The organism is Streptomyces sp. NPDC058335 (assembly GCF_042723915.1).
In the GTDB taxonomy this organism is placed as follows: domain Bacteria; phylum Actinomycetota; class Actinomycetes; order Streptomycetales; family Streptomycetaceae; genus Streptomyces.
In genome coordinates, this window is the sequence record NZ_JBHXHX010000007.1 from 258,769 (window position 1) to 274,810 (window position 16,042).

The 16,042-nt window shown below is 72.1% G+C and carries 17 protein-coding genes and 2 tRNA genes; 9 read left to right on the forward strand and 10 right to left on the reverse strand.

Annotated elements, in window-relative coordinates:
* Positions 1–83 precede the first annotated feature (83 nt).
* The 6 genes from ehuB to ACFWJX_RS15990 all read left to right on the forward strand — a co-directional run bounded on the left by ehuB (position 84) and on the right by ACFWJX_RS15990 (position 4,350).
* The gene (gene ehuB, locus ACFWJX_RS15965) at positions 84–1,010 is read left to right on the forward strand and encodes an ectoine/hydroxyectoine ABC transporter substrate-binding protein EhuB (RefSeq protein ID WP_383242553.1); all 927 of its coding nucleotides are present in this window, start codon (positions 84–86) and stop codon (positions 1,008–1,010) included.
* On the forward strand, positions 1,010–1,750 hold the full coding sequence (gene ehuC, locus ACFWJX_RS15970; protein ID WP_383242556.1) for an ectoine/hydroxyectoine ABC transporter permease subunit EhuC: 741 nt from the start codon (positions 1,010–1,012) through the stop codon (positions 1,748–1,750). The genes ehuB and ehuC overlap by 1 nt, the downstream gene beginning before the upstream one ends.
* Positions 1,747–2,394, forward strand: coding sequence for an ectoine/hydroxyectoine ABC transporter permease subunit EhuD (ehuD, locus tag ACFWJX_RS15975; RefSeq protein WP_383242559.1), 648 nt, complete (start codon positions 1,747–1,749; stop codon positions 2,392–2,394). The genes ehuC and ehuD overlap by 4 nt, the downstream gene beginning before the upstream one ends.
* Positions 2,384–3,208, forward strand: a complete 825-nt coding sequence (gene ehuA, locus ACFWJX_RS15980; RefSeq protein ID WP_383242562.1) for an ectoine/hydroxyectoine ABC transporter ATP-binding protein EhuA — start codon at positions 2,384–2,386, stop codon at positions 3,206–3,208. Before ehuD ends, ehuA begins: the two co-directional genes overlap by 11 nt.
* A 214-nt stretch (positions 3,209–3,422) precedes the next feature.
* Positions 3,423–4,181: an IclR family transcriptional regulator gene (locus ACFWJX_RS15985; protein ID WP_383242565.1), complete on the forward strand. Its 759-nt coding sequence runs from the start codon at positions 3,423–3,425 to the stop codon at positions 4,179–4,181.
* 92 nt (positions 4,182–4,273) lie between these two features.
* Positions 4,274–4,350 (forward strand) — tRNA-Lys (locus tag ACFWJX_RS15990).
* Here ACFWJX_RS15990 and ACFWJX_RS15995 read toward each other — a convergent pair.
* The 4 genes from ACFWJX_RS15995 to ACFWJX_RS16010 all read right to left on the reverse strand — a co-directional run bounded on the left by ACFWJX_RS15995 (position 4,313) and on the right by ACFWJX_RS16010 (position 9,412).
* Positions 4,313–5,968: an AMP-binding protein gene (locus ACFWJX_RS15995; RefSeq protein ID WP_383242568.1), complete on the reverse strand. Its 1,656-nt coding sequence runs from the start codon at positions 5,966–5,968 to the stop codon at positions 4,313–4,315. The two genes, ACFWJX_RS15990 and ACFWJX_RS15995, sit on opposite strands and share 38 nt — an antisense overlap.
* 122 nt (positions 5,969–6,090) lie before the next feature.
* Entirely contained in the window at positions 6,091–6,696 is a 606-nt protein-coding gene (locus ACFWJX_RS16000) for a lytic polysaccharide monooxygenase (RefSeq protein ID WP_383242571.1), read from the reverse strand.
* A gap of 133 nt (positions 6,697–6,829) precedes the next feature.
* Positions 6,830–7,939 carry an SPFH domain-containing protein gene (locus ACFWJX_RS16005; protein WP_383242574.1) on the reverse strand — a complete coding sequence of 370 codons (1,110 nt, stop codon included), beginning with the start codon at positions 7,937–7,939 and terminating at the stop codon, positions 6,830–6,832.
* Between the two features lie 105 nt (positions 7,940–8,044).
* The gene (locus ACFWJX_RS16010; protein WP_383242577.1) at positions 8,045–9,412 is read right to left on the reverse strand and encodes a peptidoglycan-binding protein; all 1,368 of its coding nucleotides are present in this window, start codon (positions 9,410–9,412) and stop codon (positions 8,045–8,047) included.
* Positions 9,413–9,635: 223 nt separating this feature from the next.
* Here ACFWJX_RS16010 and ACFWJX_RS16015 point away from each other — a divergent pair.
* Positions 9,636–9,709, forward strand: a tRNA-Lys gene (locus ACFWJX_RS16015).
* A gap of 68 nt (positions 9,710–9,777) precedes the next feature.
* Here ACFWJX_RS16015 and ACFWJX_RS16020 read toward each other — a convergent pair.
* The 5 genes from ACFWJX_RS16020 to ACFWJX_RS16040 form a co-directional block, all read right to left on the reverse strand.
* Positions 9,778–10,437 carry a class F sortase gene (locus ACFWJX_RS16020; RefSeq protein ID WP_383242580.1) on the reverse strand — a complete coding sequence of 220 codons (660 nt, stop codon included), beginning with the start codon at positions 10,435–10,437 and terminating at the stop codon, positions 9,778–9,780.
* A 2-nt stretch (positions 10,438–10,439) separates the two neighbouring features.
* Positions 10,440–10,976 (reverse strand): hypothetical protein, encoded by a 537-nt coding sequence (locus ACFWJX_RS16025; protein ID WP_383242583.1) that lies wholly within the window; start codon positions 10,974–10,976, stop codon positions 10,440–10,442.
* Between the two features lie 103 nt (positions 10,977–11,079).
* Positions 11,080–11,859 carry an HAD-IIA family hydrolase gene (locus tag ACFWJX_RS16030; protein ID WP_319182556.1) on the reverse strand — a complete coding sequence of 260 codons (780 nt, stop codon included), beginning with the start codon at positions 11,857–11,859 and terminating at the stop codon, positions 11,080–11,082.
* Positions 11,860–12,035: 176 nt separating this feature from the next.
* Positions 12,036–12,842, reverse strand: coding sequence for a hypothetical protein (locus ACFWJX_RS16035; RefSeq protein ID WP_383242586.1), 807 nt, complete (start codon positions 12,840–12,842; stop codon positions 12,036–12,038).
* A 129-nt stretch (positions 12,843–12,971) separates the two neighbouring features.
* Positions 12,972–14,141, reverse strand: coding sequence for an ROK family protein (locus ACFWJX_RS16040; protein ID WP_383242589.1), 1,170 nt, complete (start codon positions 14,139–14,141; stop codon positions 12,972–12,974).
* Between the two features lie 48 nt (positions 14,142–14,189).
* Here ACFWJX_RS16040 and ACFWJX_RS16045 point away from each other — a divergent pair, with 48 nt between their 5' ends.
* Both ACFWJX_RS16045 and ACFWJX_RS16050 read left to right on the forward strand, forming a co-directional pair.
* Positions 14,190–15,257: a Gfo/Idh/MocA family oxidoreductase gene (locus ACFWJX_RS16045; RefSeq protein WP_383242592.1), complete on the forward strand. Its 1,068-nt coding sequence runs from the start codon at positions 14,190–14,192 to the stop codon at positions 15,255–15,257.
* The gene (locus ACFWJX_RS16050; protein WP_383242594.1) at positions 15,254–15,766 is read left to right on the forward strand and encodes a heme-degrading domain-containing protein; all 513 of its coding nucleotides are present in this window, start codon (positions 15,254–15,256) and stop codon (positions 15,764–15,766) included. The genes ACFWJX_RS16045 and ACFWJX_RS16050 overlap by 4 nt, the downstream gene beginning before the upstream one ends.
* Before the next feature lie 18 nt (positions 15,767–15,784).
* Here ACFWJX_RS16050 and ACFWJX_RS16055 read toward each other — a convergent pair whose 3' ends face one another.
* Positions 15,785–15,913 carry a hypothetical protein gene (locus ACFWJX_RS16055; RefSeq protein ID WP_383242597.1) on the reverse strand — a complete coding sequence of 43 codons (129 nt, stop codon included), beginning with the start codon at positions 15,911–15,913 and terminating at the stop codon, positions 15,785–15,787.
* Positions 15,914–16,042: the final 129 nt, after the last annotated feature.

Here is a 16,042-nt window from a genome sequence, read left to right on the forward strand (position 1 = left end):
CACCCGCGGTCAAGGGGGCGTCGGCTGTGGCGGGGCCGGAAACGATCCGCATGACTCGCATGAAGCCGGGTAGCCGCGCGCCCATGGCTCGACCACAAGCACATCGATCCGGAACCCACGACAGACCCCATAAAGGACTCAGCCGCCGCTCACTGCTCGCCGGAGCGGTGTCGCTGAGCGCGGCGGGAGCCCTCGGGGCGGCCGGCTGCAGCCGCGTCCCGGATGACGGAAAGGTACTGGGAGGCAGCCTCCTGGAGACCCTGCGGGATCAGGGGTCCGTGAAGATCGGCATCGCCAGTGAGCCCCCTTTCGGATATGTCGGAGACGACGGACAGGCCACCGGAGAAGCACCCGCGATCGCGGAGGTGATCTTCAAAAGGCTCGGCATCGACGAGGTCGAGCCGGTGCCGGTGGATTTCGGTGCCCTGATACCCGGGCTGAAGGCCCGGCAGTTCGATGTGGTGTCCGCCGGGATGTACATCAATCCGATCCGGTGCGAACAGGTGCTGTTCGCCGACCCGGATTACCTGATGCTGGACTCCTTCATCGTCAGGAAGGGAAATCCGCACGGCATCAGGACCTATGAGGACGTCAGGAAGAAGGGGCTCAGGCTCGCCTCCGGCAAGGCCTACGCCCAGATCGACTACGCCAAGGCCGCGGGCATCGGGGACGTCCTGGTCCTGCCGGACCAGGTGGCCGGCATCGACGCGGTGGCCCAGGGACGGGTGGACGCCTTCGCGGGCACCCGCATCACGGTCACGTCGGCGGTGGAGGATTCCGGACGCGTGTCGGCGACCGAGCCGTTCCAGCCCGTGATGGACGGCAAGCCCGCCTACGGAGCGGGCGGATTCGCCTTCCGGCTGTCCGAGAAGAACTTCCGTGACGCCTTCAACAAGGAGCTGCTGAAGCTCAAGGAGAACGACTACGAGGAGATGCTGGAGATCGTCGGCCCGTTCGGTTTCGGCATGGACGACATGACGGACCTCACAGCGAAGGAGCTGTGCGGCTGATGATGAGTTCGGAGTTCTTCACCACCTGGTTCCTGCCGGGTGTCTGGGTCACCGTCCAGGTGACGGTGTACGCCGCGGCCCTCGGCGCCGCCATCTCGTTCGGGATCGGTCTCGCCCGCGGTTCGCGGTACTGGATCGTCCGCTTCCTCGCCGGGATCTACTTCGAGGTCTTCCGGGGCATGTCGGCCCTGGTGCTGATGTTCTGGATGTTCTTCGCGCTGCCCCTCCTCGGCTGGCAGCTGGTGCCCATGTGGGCCGGCGTCAGCGCACTGGGCCTGACCTACGGCGCCTACGGCTCCGAGATCGTCCGCGGTTCCCTGGCCGCCGTCACCCCGGCGCAGAAGGAAGCGGGCATCGCGCTCAACTTCACCCGGTGGCAGCGGCTGCGCCTGATCGAGCTGCCCCAGGCGTGGCCCGAGATGGTCCCGCCGTTCAACAATCTGCTGATCGAGCTGCTGAAGGGCACCGCCCTGGTCTCGGTCATCACGGTGGCCGACATGACGTTCGCCGGCAATCTGCTCCGGCTCGGCACCAACGAGACCACCCCCGTCTACACCCTGCTGCTGGTCCTCTACTTCGTTCTCGCCTTCCTCATCACCCGCGGCATGCGGCTGCTGGAGCGCAGGGCGAAGGCCGGGATCGGACAGCGGCCGGCGAGGACCCCCGGGATCACCAGGAAGCTCGGCGCCCGCGGCGAGAGCCTCCAGGCCGGTTCGCAGTCCGCAGGAGGTATGCGATGAGCTGGGACTGGAACGTCGTGGACGACTTCATGCCGCGGTTCTGGGACGGCGTACTCGTCACCCTTCAGGCCCTGGCCGTCGGCACGCTGATCGCCTTCGCGCTGGGCCTGGTGTGGGCGCTGGCACAGCGCTCCACGCGGGTCTGGGTGCGCTGGCCGGTCGTCGCCGTCACGGAGTTCATCCGCAACACACCGCTGCTGGTGCAGCTGTTCTTCCTCTTCTACGTGGTCCCCAACTTCGGTCCGTCGATGTCACCGCTCGCCACCGGCATCGTCGGCCTCGGGCTGCACTACTCCACCTACACCGCCGAGGTCTACCGAGCGGGCATCGACGGCGTCCCCGCCGGCCAGTGGGAGGCGGCGACGGCGCTCAGCCTGTCCAAGGGCCGCACCTGGCGGGCGGTGATCCTTCCGCAGGCGATCCGCCGGGTCGTCCCACCGCTGGGCAACTACGTCGTCGCCATGCTCAAGGACTCCCCGATGATCGCGACCATCGGCGCCTTCGACATGCTCGGCGAGGCCCAGTCCTTCAGCAACGAAACCTTCACCACGGAGGCGCTCACCGTCGTGGGGGTGGCCTTCATCGTCATCGCCTACCCCGCCTCCCTCCTGATCCGAGCCCTGGAGCGACGTCTTGTCCGCTGACACCGATCCCGCAGAGAACAGCCCCGCCCTGGTCAACCCGCCGGTGGACGGCAGCGAACTGATCCGCTTCGACAAGGTCACCAAGCGGTTCGGCGACAACACCGTCCTCGACCGGCTCGACTTCTCCGTCGACTCCGGCAAACACGTCACGCTGATCGGCCCGTCGGGTTCCGGCAAGACGACGATCCTGAGACTGCTGATGACCCTGGCCGAGCCCGACGAGGGCACGATCCGGGTGGGCGGGGACTATCTGACCCACGAGGAGCGCAACGGCAAGCTGGTCCGGGCCGGCGAGAAGCACGTCCGCGAGGTCCGCAAGAACATCGGGATGGTCTTCCAGCAGTTCAACCTCTTCCCGAACATGAAGGTGCTGCGCAACATCACCGAGGCCCCGGTCACCGTCCTCGGCCTGTCCAGGGACGAGGCCGAGCAGCGGGCCCGCGACCTGCTCGAACTGGTGGGGCTGACCGAGCACATCGACAAGTACCCGACCCAGCTGTCCGGCGGCCAGCAGCAGCGGGTGGCGATCGCCCGCGCACTGGCGATGCGGCCGCAGGTCCTGCTCCTGGACGAGGTGACCTCCGCGCTGGACCCGGAGCTGGTGGCCGGCGTCCTGGACGTGCTGCGGGACATCGCCCGCACGACCGACATCACGATGCTCTGTGTGACGCACGAGATGAACTTCGCCCGGGACATCTCGGACCAGGTCCTGATGTTCGACTCGGGCCGCGTCATCGAGTCGGGCCCGCCGGAGAAGATCTTCAGCGAGCCGGAGCAGGAGCGGACGCGGGAGTTCCTGAGCGCCGTGCTGTGAGCCCCGGGGCGCCACTCCGCGTGGCGCCCCGCGCCTCCGCATCCGGGCGGCCCGACCGGGCCACAGGCCGCCCGGCATATGACGGTGGAACAATTCCCCTGATGAGAGGCCCGCAATCTCGTCAACCCCCTCTCCCCGATGGCTACTCGCCGGTTATCGTGGTCGGGATTCACCGTCCGGATCACGGCCAGGAAAAAGCGACCGGGGGGAAACCGTGGCGCTGAAGAACGAGCCGAAAACTCCGCACCACCCGGCCCAGGACGCCCTGCGCGTCCTGGAGACGGTGGCCCGGCACACCACAGGCGTCACCGACGCCGACATCACCCGCGAGACCGGCCTCGGCACGGAGCGGCTGACCACGCTCCTGCGGATGCTCCGCCGCGAGGGATACGTCGAGCAGGTCGCCGACGGGGCGTACGTCACCGGTGACGCCCTGACCCGTCTGGCGTCCGCACACCACCACGAGGAGGCCCTCCGGGACCAGCTCCAGCAGACCCTGGACCGACTGCGCGACACCGTCGGCGCCGCCGTCTACATCAGCCGTTACGTCGACGGAGAGGTCACCGTCACCCAGTACGCCGACGGCCCGGCCACGCCCGCGGTCAACGAGTGGGTCGACTTCCGCTCCTGCGCCCACGCCACCGCGCTCGGCAAGAGCCTCCTCGGCCAGCTCGACCACGACGGCCGGCGCGACCACCTCTCCCGGCACAAGATGGCCCGCCTCACCTCGCGCACCATCACCAGCGACAAGCTGCTGCTCTCCCGCCTGGAGTCCCAGCCGCCCACGGCCCCGGTTCTCGACCTCCAGGAGTACGCCGTCGGCACGGTCTGCGCGGCCGTCCCGATCACGGCCGGCTCCACCGCGGGCTGCCTGGCCCTGTCCCTGCCCGTCGAACACGCCCACCGGCTGCGCCAGGCCGCCGACACCCTGAACAGGAGCGCGACGCAGGTTCTGCTCTCGCTGGCCATCTGAAGGGCGGCCTCCCCACCTGGTCCGGAGCACTCCTGCGGACCAGGTAGTATTTTCTTCGTCGTCAGCCGCCGAAGGCGGAGGGCGGGAGTCATGCGCCGCTAGCTCAGTTGGTTAGAGCAGCTGACTCTTAATCAGCGGGTCCGGGGTTCGAGTCCCTGGCGGCGCACCATGTCGAGGGCCCCTCGTGGAGACACGAGGGGCCCTTCGGCGTCCTCCGCGGTCAGTCTCCGGTAGGCCTCCTCTCCCGGCGGCCGCCACCACAGCGGGTCGGCGCACCGCACGCCCTCCCGTCTGAGCAGCGCCCGGTGGATCTTGTTCGTGGCCGTGACCGGCATCCGCGGCACCACCCGCACGAACCGGGGCGCCATCTTCGTCCCGAGGTCCGGCTGGGCGCGCAGGAACTCCGCGAAGCCCCCGGGGTCGAAGGCGCCCGCCATCGCCGCCATCACCTGGTCCCCGGTCACCGGGTCCGGCACCGCGTACACGGCGACCGCCTCGGCGCCCTCGTACCGGGCGAGGATGTTCTCGATCATCGCGGCGGCCAGGTTCTCGCCGTCGACGCGGAGCCGGTCGTCGGTGCGGCCCGCGAAGTAGAGGAACCCGTCGGTGTCCCGGTAGAAGAGGTCGCCGGTCCAGTACTCCCCTCCCCCACGCAGTCGCTCGGACTCGGCCTCCGGGTTGCGCCAGTAGCCCTCGAAGGGGCTCGGGCCGCGGTTGACCAGCTCGCCGATCGCCTCGTCGCCGTTCAGCAGCCGCCCCGCCGGGTCGAGGACGGCCGGCGGGCACTCCTCGCGCGTCTCGGGGTGCAGGACGACCAGGCCGGGTGTCGCCGGTCCGACCGCGCCGGACGGGGTGCCCGGCCTCCACTGGATCGCCGCGCCGCCCTCCGACGACCCGTACCCCTCCACCAGCCGCACGCCGAACCGCCGCTCGAACGCCGCCGCGTCCACCGCCCCCGCCTCGGTGCCGAACCCGAGCCTCAGCCGGTGCTCCCGGTCGTCCGGGCCCGCCTCGGTGGCCAGGACGTACTGGATCGCCCGGCCGACATAGGTGAAGTACGTCGCCCGGTACCGCCGCACGTCCGTCAGGAAGGCCGACGCCGAGAAGCGGCGCCGCAGCGCCACGCCCGCACCGGCGACCAGGGCGGGCGCCCAGTCGGCGATCACCGCGTTGCCGTGGAACATCGGCATGCAGACGTAGTGCACGTCGTCGGGGCGTACGGAGAACTGGCCGGCCAGGGAGCGGCCCGCGGCGGCCAGCCTGCCCTGGGTGCAGATCGCGGCCTTGGGGGCGCCGGTCGAACCCGAGGTGAAGTAGAGGAGGAGACGGTCGGCGGGGGTGGCGCGGGAGGGGTCGGGGCGGGCGTCGGCGTAGGGGGCGAGGAGGGCGTCGTACTCCTCCGTGTCCGTCACCAGGAGTCGCGGTCCGGGCAGGTCGAGGCCGTCGAGCAGGGGCAGGCGGGTCCGGTCGGTGATCAGCAGGCGGCACTCGGTGTGCAGGATGTCGCGGGCGAGTTCGGCGCCGCGCCGGGTGGGGTTGATCCCGGCGACGGCCGTGCGGGCGAGGGCGGCGGCGCTCAGCCACAGCGGGTATTCGGGAGTGTTGTCGAGCAGGATCCCGAGGTGCGCACCGGGCGGCACCAGGTCCGCCAGCAGTGCGGCGCGGGCGGCGGCCCCGCCCGCGACCTCGTGATGGGTGAGCGTCCGCTCCCCGCACCACAGGCCAGGACGGTGGTCGCCCCAGCGGGCGTGGACGAGTTCCGCGACAGTGCCCGGGTTGGACTCCATGGGCGGGCACGGTAATTGACCAGCCGTCAGATGTGGATGGCCGTGACGTCACGAGGTGCGGGCACGTGCGCCGGTGCCGGTCTCCCGGTCCGGCGCACGCACCCCGTCCCGCTCGGCGGCACTCAGAAGGTGACGTCGGAGCAGGCGTAGAACGCGTTGGCCGTGTCGGCGACCGTCCAGACCGCGAGGATCACATGGCGCCCGCTCAGCCCGGACGGCAGGGTGCCGCTGTGGGAGAGGGTCTGCGGCGGGCGCTGACCGCCGTAGGGCACCGTCAGGAACGGAGTGAGGTTGAGGTCGGAGCGGGCCAGGTTGTGGTTCTGGTTCCAGCCCGGCTTCGTGACGTAGTACTTGAAGTCGGACGTGGCGTGCATGGCGGTGAACTGCCAGCGGAACGAGTACGACTGGCCGCCGGACACCCGGGTGGTCGGCCAGGCCGCGCCCGAGGGGGTCTTCGGGCTGTCGAGCTGGGCGAACGGGGTGTTGCCCGCCGAGCAGATCCGTCCGTCGGCCGGTCCGGCGGCCGGGAAGCCCTTGGGGCCCTCGACGCTCTGCGGCTCCCACTGGATGTTGCCGCAGTTGGCGACGGTGCCGTTCTGGCAGAGCTTCTGCCTGCTGATGGGGAGGTCGGTGTAGCCGTGGCCGCTCGCTCCTCCGGCGGTGAGCACGAGGGCTCCCGCCGTGGTGAGGCCGAGGGCTGCGGCGTACAGCTTGGTCTTTTTGCGCATGCTGCCGCTCCTGAAGAACGTGGGGGAAGTTCCGTGAGCCGTGCAGGTCTAGACCAAGTTCGAGATTATTGCTGATCGTTGAACATGTCCATACCAATCGAAGGCCGGGATGGGGGACATGTTCGACGGGTCGTCAGGGCGACTGCTCCCCCCGTCCCGAGCAGAACGCCACCGTCAGGTCCTTCACCAGCGCCTTGCGCTCGTAGTCGTCGAGTTCCACCAGCCCGCGCATGGTCAGCCGGGTCACCGTGTCCTCCACCGAGTCGACCACCGAGGTCAGCACCGACGCCCGCTGCTGGGCGTCCAGCGCGGCGATCCGGCGCCGGTGCATCGCGGCGGCCACCTCCGGGGCGTACTCGATCCGCAGCGGCTGCACCGAGAACACCTCCAGGCCGATCGCGCCCGCGTCCCGCGCCACCCGCCGGGTCAGCGCCTCCCCGGCCGCCTCGACCGCACCCCGCCCGGCGCCCGGCGTCTCCACCGGGACACGGGCGAGCGCCGCCTCGACGCACTCGCGCAGATACGTCTCGTGGTCCTCGACGCCGAGCGTCGCCCGCGCAGTGTCCCGCACCCGCCACACCACGAGCGCCACCACCCGCAGCGCGACCCCGTTGCCGTCGGCAGCGGGCATCGCCTCGCTGCGCCAGTGCCGCAGCCGTACGTCGACCCGGCGGCGCAGCAGCAGCGGGTTCACCCAGAGCAGGCCGGTGCGCCGGACCGTCCCCCGGTAGCGGCCGAACAGGCCGAGCACCCAGGCCCGGCCGGTCCCGCCGCGCGCCAGCCCGCCGAAGCCGAACAGGCCGAGGGCGCCCGCCCCCGCGTACGCCGCCCACTGCACCGGACCGAGCCCGGCTCCGGCCGACGCGGGCAGTCGGAGCGCCTCCACCACCAGCGGCGGCAGGATGCCCGCCCACCAGGAGGTGGCCGCGCAGCCCGCCGCCCCGCACACGCCGGCGGCCACCCCGACCGCGCCGGGCAGCACCCGGCCGGGCCGCTCGACGAGCGCGGGGTCGACCTGCGCGACCGGCCGGGCCTTCGCCGGCGTCGGCCGGCGGAACCTCGGCTGCTCGCCGGTGCCCGCCCGGCTGCCCACGACGGTGGGCCCGAGCGGCACCGGCCTCGGCTCGGGTTCGTCGCGGAACAGCAGATGGACGGGGATCTCGGTGGTCGCCTCGTTCTGGATCAGCCGGGCGGGCCGTGACGGCCCCTCCGATTCGGGCGTCTGAGAAGTGGTCGTGCTCATGCGTGCCTCCAGCCTCCGCGCCAGATACGCCATGACAGTGGATGGGATGACCCCGGACGACCCGGGATCTCCTGGGACGGCCCGGGTCGCCGTGAGCGGTCCGGCCTACGAGAACAGCCGCCGCCAGGTCTCCGGCCCCGGGTAGCCGTCGGCCGCCCCGCCGCGCCAGCCCTGGGTGCGCTGGAAGGCCTCGACGCCCCGCCGGTCCGCCTCGCCCCAGCGCGGTCCGGGCCCCTTCGTGTAGTACGTGCCGAAGCCCTTCTTCACCAGCTGCCTCCCCAGCTGGGTGACGTACGCGTTGTCGGCGCCGGGCCGGAACATGCCGCGGCCGGGATAGGCGGGGACGCGCGGCGGCTGGGCGGGGGCGCCCGCCGATCCCGAGCCACCGGAGCTTCCCGACGCTCCCGCCACGATGTTCTTGCCCTTGCCGTTGGTCAGCAGTGACCAGGTCAGCGGGCCGGGCAGGCCGTCGGCGTCGGCCCCGCGCCAGCCCTGGGCCTGCTGGAAGGCCTGGGTGGCCCGCCGGTCGGCGTCCGACCAGCGCGAGCCGGGCCCCGAGGTGTAGAACCGCTTCGCGCCGCGCTCGACGAGGAGCCGGCCGAGCAGGGTGACGTGCTTGTTGTCCGCGCCGGGCCCGAAGGCCGCCCGCCCCGGATACGGGGGCGCCTGGGCGCCGGGGCCTGGATTGGCGCTGTCCCCGCCGCCCTCCTTGCCCGGGACCGCCGGGACGCTCGGATCCGCCGGCTCGGCGACCAGGCCCTTGTAGCGGTAGGGGACGTATTTGGACGCATTGGTCCAGTAGGCGTACGGGGTGGCGAGCCGGCGGGTGTTCGGGCGGGTCTGCTCGTACGCGATGTAGTAGCCGTGCGTGTGGTCCGTCCAGCCGCCGAAGAGGACGACGTGGGAGCCGTTCGTCGGGTCGGTCAGATTGTGGAACAGCAGCATGTCGCCCGGCTGGAGCTGCTCCTTGGTGATCCGGGTCGCGTACTGGTGGAGGCTGCCCGTCCACTCGTTCCCGGGCAGCTTCCAGGCCATGGAGACAAAGCCGGAGCAGTCCTGCCGGTAGCCGTCCGACCAGTACGCGCTCATGCTGTACGGCACCTTGGCCGCGACCCATTTCTTGGCGCGGTCGATGATCTCCGTTCGGGTGGTCGTCGGCAGTTTGACCGTGTCGGCGGGCTTGCCGCCGGGCCCGTGCAGGGGCGCCTTGCTGCCCTGCGGCGTCTGGGGCCCGTCGTCCGCGGGGACCCCCGGCCGGTCGGGGGCCTGCTGCGGGGCGGCGAGGGCGGGGACCGCGTGGCCGGCTCCGAGGACCGCGGAGGCCGCGGCCGCGATGACGACGGTGCGATGGGCGGCCGGGTGGCCGATGATTCCGGCGGCCGGGGAAGCCGGTGCGGCTCGCCTCCGGTCGACGCATCCGGGGCATTCGCAGTCGCTCTCGGGTTCGAATTCCTCGAATACCGGAGCCACCATGCGATTCCCCTCACACTCCAGATGGAAATGTCCGTGACTGTGCACGTTCGTCAGTCTTTCCCAACTCTCTTGCCGACGCGCCTGCTGACGGTCCGAATGATGTACGCGGCCCCCTCCCGGGGGGTGCGGGGCAGGTCCGGACGGCCGTCCGGGGGCCGCATGGCGGCCGCACGGGGGTCCGAAGCACCTCTGGAGGTCATGTAGAGTTAACGTCGTCAAGCAGGCGCCGCTAGCTCAGTTGGTTAGAGCAGCTGACTCTTAATCAGCGGGTCCGGGGTTCGAGTCCCTGGCGGCGCACAGACGAGAAAGCCCCTCGCGCGAGCAAGGGGCTTTCTGCTGTTCCGGACGGTTTCCCGGGGATGCCGTCACCGGGTGGCGCCGGTCAGATACGCCGACACGATCACGTTGGCCGTGTAGCTGCGGCTCGCCCGGTCGAAGGTGCCGCCGCAGGTGATCAGCCGCAGCTCGGCGCGGCCGGACTCGCGGGGGCCGTAGGCCTGACGGGCGTCGAAGTCGTCGCGCTGGACCACCTCGACCTCGTCGACGGTGAACTCGGCGACCCGGCCGTCGTCGCGGACCACGCGGATCGTCTCGCCCGCCCTGAGCGTGCTCAGCCTGTAGAAGACGGCGGGGCGGGTCTCGGTGTCGACATGGCCGACCATCAGCGCGGTACCGGCGGCGCCGGGCCGCACACCGGCCGCGTACCAGCCGACGACGCCCGCCTGGTCGTAGGGCGGCGCGGCGATCGCGCCCTGCGCGTCGAGGCCGCGGGCCACGACCGGGGCCTGCACTCCCAGCTGCGGGATGTCCACGCGCTGCGGCAGCGCGGCCCCCAGCGGTCGGGCGGCGGCCGGCAGCTCGGCGTCGGCGGGCCGGCCCACCGCGGCCACGTCACCCGTGGCGGTGCCGGACACGCCGGGCGGTACGTCGGTCACCTCGCGCCCCCACAGCCACAGGCCGAGCAGCAGCAGCGCCCAGGCCAGGCCGGCGAGGAGGCGCCCGGAGGAACGTTCGCGTTCGGACATGGTCAGTCCGTCCCACGGTGCCGCCGAGTCCTTCGCAGCACCACGGCGACGGCGGCGGCGCCCGCCAGGAGCAGACCGGTGACCGCGTGGGCGACGCCGGGGCCCTCCACGCGGGACTCGTCGCCGGCGGCCAGCGGTGCCGCGCCTCCGCCGCCCGCCCGCACCGGGGCGACCGGGGACGCGGGCGTGGACGGCCGGGCCGAGGCCGCGACGACCTTGACGGCGCCCTGGACCCTGAAGTCGGCGCAGGTGATCGTCACGTCGTGGGAGCCGGGGTCGATCCGGGTGCGGACCCGGGCCTCACCGGACAGGGAGCCGCCCGAGCCGACCAGGTGCGCGTCGGAGACGAACGCCTTCGACGCCGCCGTGGCCTTCTTGACCGAGCAGCCGGTGACCTTGAGGGTGACCTCGTCGCCGGGGGCCGGGGTCGACGGGGTCACCGAGAATCCGCCCGCCGGTTCCGCGGCGTACGCCGTCGGGGTGAGTGTCGCGGTGACGGCCGCGACACCCGCACACAGTGTGACTTTCAGTTGACCCATCGTGAACCTCCCAGTACCTGGAGGCTCCCCCGCGCACCGGTGCCCCGCATCTCCAGCGGGGCACCGCTACTCCGTCCGGGGCACGTTTCGCCGTCGGCAGGTTTCAGATCCGGTCGACGAGGTCCGCGATCGAGTCGACCACCTTCGAGGGGCGGTACGGGAAGCCTTCCACGTCCGAGGGCCGGGTCAGGCCGGTGAGCACCAGGAACGTCTGCATCCCGGCCTCCATGCCGGCCAGTACGTCGGTGTCCATGCGGTCGCCGATCATCGCGCTCGTCTCGGAGTGGGCGCCGATCGCGTTCAGCCCGGTGCGCATCATCAGCGGGTTGGGCTTGCCCGCGAAGTAGGGCTGCTTGCCGGTCGCCTTGGTGATCAGCGCCGCGACCGCGCCGGTGGCGGGAAGCGCGCCCTCGGTGGAGGGTCCGGTCTCGTCGGGGTTCGTGGCGATGAACCGGGCGCCGTCGTTGATCAGCCGGACCGCCTTCGTCATCGCCTCGAAGGAGTAGGTGCGGGTCTCGCCCAGGACGACGTAGTCCGGCTCGTGGTCGGTGAGGACGTAGCCGATGTCGTGCAGCGCCGTGGTCAGACCGGCCTCGCCGATGACGTACGCCGAACCGTCGGGCCGCTGGTCGTCCAGGAACTGGGCGGTGGCCAGGGCCGAGGTCCAGATGTTCTCGATCGGCACGTCCAGTCCCATGCGGCGCAGCCGGGCGTGCAGGTCGCGCGGGGTGTAGATCGAGTTGTTCGTCAGCACGAGGAACGGCCGGCCCGACTCGCGCAGCTTCTTCAGGAAGGAGTCTGCGCCGGGGATCGGGACGCCCTCGTGGATGAGCACCCCGTCCATGTCGGTGAGCCACGACTCGATGGGCTTGCGGTCTGCCATGTGGTGCGTCTCCAGGCGTGCGTCGTACGGGCAGGGGCGGGGGCGCCGGAACCACGGCGTACCGACGCCCCCAGCCTAATCAGCACCGCGTGATCCGGAACCCGTCGGTCAGCAGCCGATACGGCGGTGGGCCCGGGGGTCCGTCGCGGGGCCGCCGCAGCCGGGCTCCGTACGCCTCAGCGGCGCTTGCGGGCCAGTACGAGGGCGGCGCCCGTCGCCAGGAGAGCGGCGGTGACGGCGAGGACACCGACCGGTGAGGAGAGACCGGTGAGGGCCAGTTCCTGGGCCTCGTCGGCGAGGGAGGGGGAGCCGTCGGGCGTGGGGGCGGGAGAGGGAACGGAGGTAGGACGGGGGGCGGGCTCGGACTCGGACCGGCCCTCGTCCTCGTCGCCTGTCTCGACGGAGAAGCGGTAGTCGTTCGACTGTCCGACCCATTCGCCGTCGTCGCCCTGCCGCTGGACGACCGCCGCGTTGGCGGTGATCTGGTTGGGGACGGCGTCCGAGGTGAGCGAGAGGCGCAGCTTGACGGTGAGGGTCCGGCCCGCGGGGACGGTGAAGCCGGGGAAGGGGGTGGACCGGTCCGTGGGCTCGGCGGGTTCCGCCGGTTCCTCGGGGGCGTCCGCGAGCGCTCCGACGAGTTCGTCCGCGTCGGTCGTCTCCAGGCGGACGGGGTGGGGGCGGCCGTCGGCGTAGAACTCCAGGTGGAACTGGGACGGCTTCAGGGCGTGCGCGGAGTCGACGAGGACGACGACCGGGTGCACGCCCGCACAGGTGCCGCGGGTGGTGTTGATGAGGTCGAGGAACCAGGTGCCGTGGCCGCCCCCGGCCCGGTAGGAGTCGGGCCCGCCGTGCAGACGGGTGGTGAGCGGGAAGTCCCCGGCGTCCGCCCCGGCACAACTCGGCCCGGCTTCCGCGAAGGCGGGCACGGGCAGCAGAACGGCGGCTGCGGCAAGGCAGAGGGAAACGGGTGTGCACAGTCGCATGACCACGTGAGCCTGCCGGAGGGGGTGGCCGGGCGGGGAGTGCCGCACCGCACGGCCGTGCGAATCCATTCGTTCGGCGGAGGGGCGGGGCTTCCCCCGGGTGAGAACGCTCCTGCTCTCCTACTCCCCTCATACGTCCGTCCGCCCGAACACCGGCCCCAGCAGCAGGTGGGCCGCGCCCTCCGCCACGCTCGCACCCCCGCCACTGGCGAGTCGTACCGGTACGGCCGGCTCCGGGGAGCCCTCTCGGGCGGCTCGGGCGGCGAGGACCGCGGCGACTCCTCGGACGAAGGGGTCCGGCGTGGCGGTGATCGTGCGGCCGCCGAGGAGGATCTGGTCGATGTCGAGCAGTCCGGCGAGGTTCGCGGCGGCGGCGCCCAGCACCCGTGCCGCCTCGGCCGTGTCACCCCGGTCGATGGCCGCGAGGCAGAGCGCCTCGACGCAGCCGCGGTTGCCGCAGGGGCAGGGCGGTCCGTCCAGCTGGATGACCTGGTGGCCGAACTCCCCGGCGCCGGTGCGGGCGCCGCGGTGCACCCTGCCGCCGATGACCAGACCGGCGCCGAGTCCCGTACCGAGGTGGAGGTAGGCGAAGGAGCCGCGTTCGCCGCCGACGGCGAGGCCGAGGGCGGCGGCGTTGGTGTCCTTGTCGACCACGACCGGCACGCCGAGCCGCCGCGCGAGGGCGTCCCGCAGGGGGAAGCCGTCCCATTCGGGGAAGCCGGTGACGCGGTGCAGCACGCCGTGGGTGTGGTCGAGCGGGCCGGGCAGGGCGACCCCGACTCCGAGCAGCCGTGAGGCGAGGGGACGCCCGGCCCGCGCCTGCCCCACCACCTCGCCGACCCCGCTTTCGACGGCCCCCAGCACCGCATCCGCCCCGGCCCCCAGGTCGAGGGGCCCCCGCCGCTCCCCCACCACGCTCCCGTCGAGGTCGGTGAGGACGATCCGCAGTGCGTCGCGGTCGAGGTGGACGCCGACCGCGTGGGCGGCTCCGGGCACCAGCCGCAACACCGTGCGCGGCTTGCCGCCCGTGGAGGCGCGGCGGCCCGCCTCCGCCGCGAGGCCCTCCTCGCGCAGCCGGGCGGTGATCTTGCTGACGGCCTGCGGGGTGAGGCCGGTGCGCTCGGCGAGTTCGAGCCGGCTGATGCCGTCCGGTCCGGCCGTGCGCAGGAGGTCGAGCACGAGCGCGGCGTTGTGACTGCGCACGGCCAGGAGATTCGCGCCGACGGCACCGCCCGTCCCGCCGCTCGCGCCGTCCTTGCCGCTCACCGGGCCGCCGTTCGTCCTGTTCACGCGCCCCATTCTCCCCTGCGCTTGCACTTTGGCAACAGCGTTGCGAAAGTAGGTCGCATGACTGGTACTCCCCTCCGCGTGGGCCTGATCGGCTACGGCCTCGCGGGCTCCGTCTTCCACGCCCCGCTGATCGCCGCCACCGAGGGCCTCGTCCTCGACACGGTGGTCACCTCGAACCCAGAGCGGCAGGAGCAGGCCCGCGCCGGGTTCCCGGACGTACGCGTCGCCGGCACCCCCGACGAGCTGTTCGCCCGCTCCGGGGACCTTGACCTGATCGTCATCGCCTCCCCGAACAAGACGCACGTGCCGCTCGCCAGGACCGCCCTCGAAGCGGGCCTCGCGGTCGTCGTCGACAAGCCGGTCGCCGGTACGGCCGCCGAGGCACGGGAGCTGGCCGGCCTGGCCGAGAAGCGCGGACTGTTCCTGTCCGTCTTCCAGAACCGCCGCTGGGACAACGACTTCCTGACTCTGCGCGGCCTCCTGGCCGAGGGCGCGCTGGGCGACGTATGGCGTTTCGAGTCCCGGTTCGAGCGGTGGCGGCCGCAGCCGAAGGGCGGCTGGCGGGAGTCCGGCGATCCGGCGGAGATCGGAGGTCTGCTGTACGACCTCGGCAGCCATGTCGTCGACCAGGCGCTGGTCCTCTTCGGCCCGGTCACGCAGGTCTACGCCGAGTCCGTCGTCCGCCGCGCCGGCGCGGAGACCGACGACGACACGTTCCTCGCGCTCACCCACGCGAACGGTGTCCGCTCCCACCTCTACGCCTCCGCTACGACCGCCCAGCTCGGCCCGCGTTTCCGGGTGCTGGGCTCGAAGGCCGGCTATGTGAAGTACGGCCTGGACCCGCAGGAGGCGGCGCTGCGGGACGGCGAGCGGCCCGGCCCCGGCTGGGGCACGGAGCCCGAGGAGCTGTGGGGGCACGTCGGCTCCGGCGAGTCGCCGCTGACCGGCGGGGGACGACCCGTACGGACCCTGCCCGGCGACTACCCGGCCTATTACGCTGCGGTGGCGAAGGCACTGGCCGACGGCGGCCCCAATCCGGTGACCGCCGCGGAGGCGGCCGCCGCGCTGGATGTCCTGGAGGCGGCCCGCCGTTCGGCACGAGACGGAATGGCGGTGTCGCTGTGACGCACGAGTTCACCCCCAGGTTCACCCCGGAGATCACCCCGCCCCTGGAGGAGTTGCAGGCGCAGGAACGGCGCCTGGTCTTCCGCCAGTTCACGTTTGACGACGCCTGGGCGCTCGGCTCGCTGCTGGTGGAGCTGGCCCGGGAACGGCAGGCGCCGGTGGCGATCGACATCCACCGGGCCGGCCAGCAGCTCTTCCACGCGGCCCTGCCCGGCTCGGCCCCCGACAACGACGCCTGGATCGCCCGCAAGCGCCGGGTGGTGGAGCGCTACGGCGCCTCGTCCTACCTGGTGGGCTCCCGCCACCGGGCCAAGGGCACGACGTTCGAGGAGTCCTCGCGCCTGGACCCGGACGAGTACGCGGCCCACGGCGGCTCCTTCCCGATCAACGTCGAGGGCGTCGGCGTGATCGGCGCGGTGACGGTCTCGGGCCTGCCCCAGCTGGAGGACCACAGGTTCGTGGTGGAGGCTCTGGAACAGTTCCTGGAGAAGCACCAGGGTTTGCGCTGAGAGGCCGCTGAGGCCCTGTCACCCGCACCGCTCCCAGAAGTCCGGTGTGCCGTGGGAGAGGACCAGGCCGTACGACTCGACCAGCTCGCAGTCGTTCTGCCGAGTCCACTGGTAGGCCAGGAGCGTCCAGATCACGGCCACGATCACCGCGACGATCCCCGGCACACTCCAGCGGGACCGCCCCTCGGGACCCGGCCCGCCGCTCCCGGGCGGGCGCGGCGGCGGGGGCGGGCCCGAGGGCGGCTCATCGGGAGGTTCCCAGCCGGGCCCGCGATA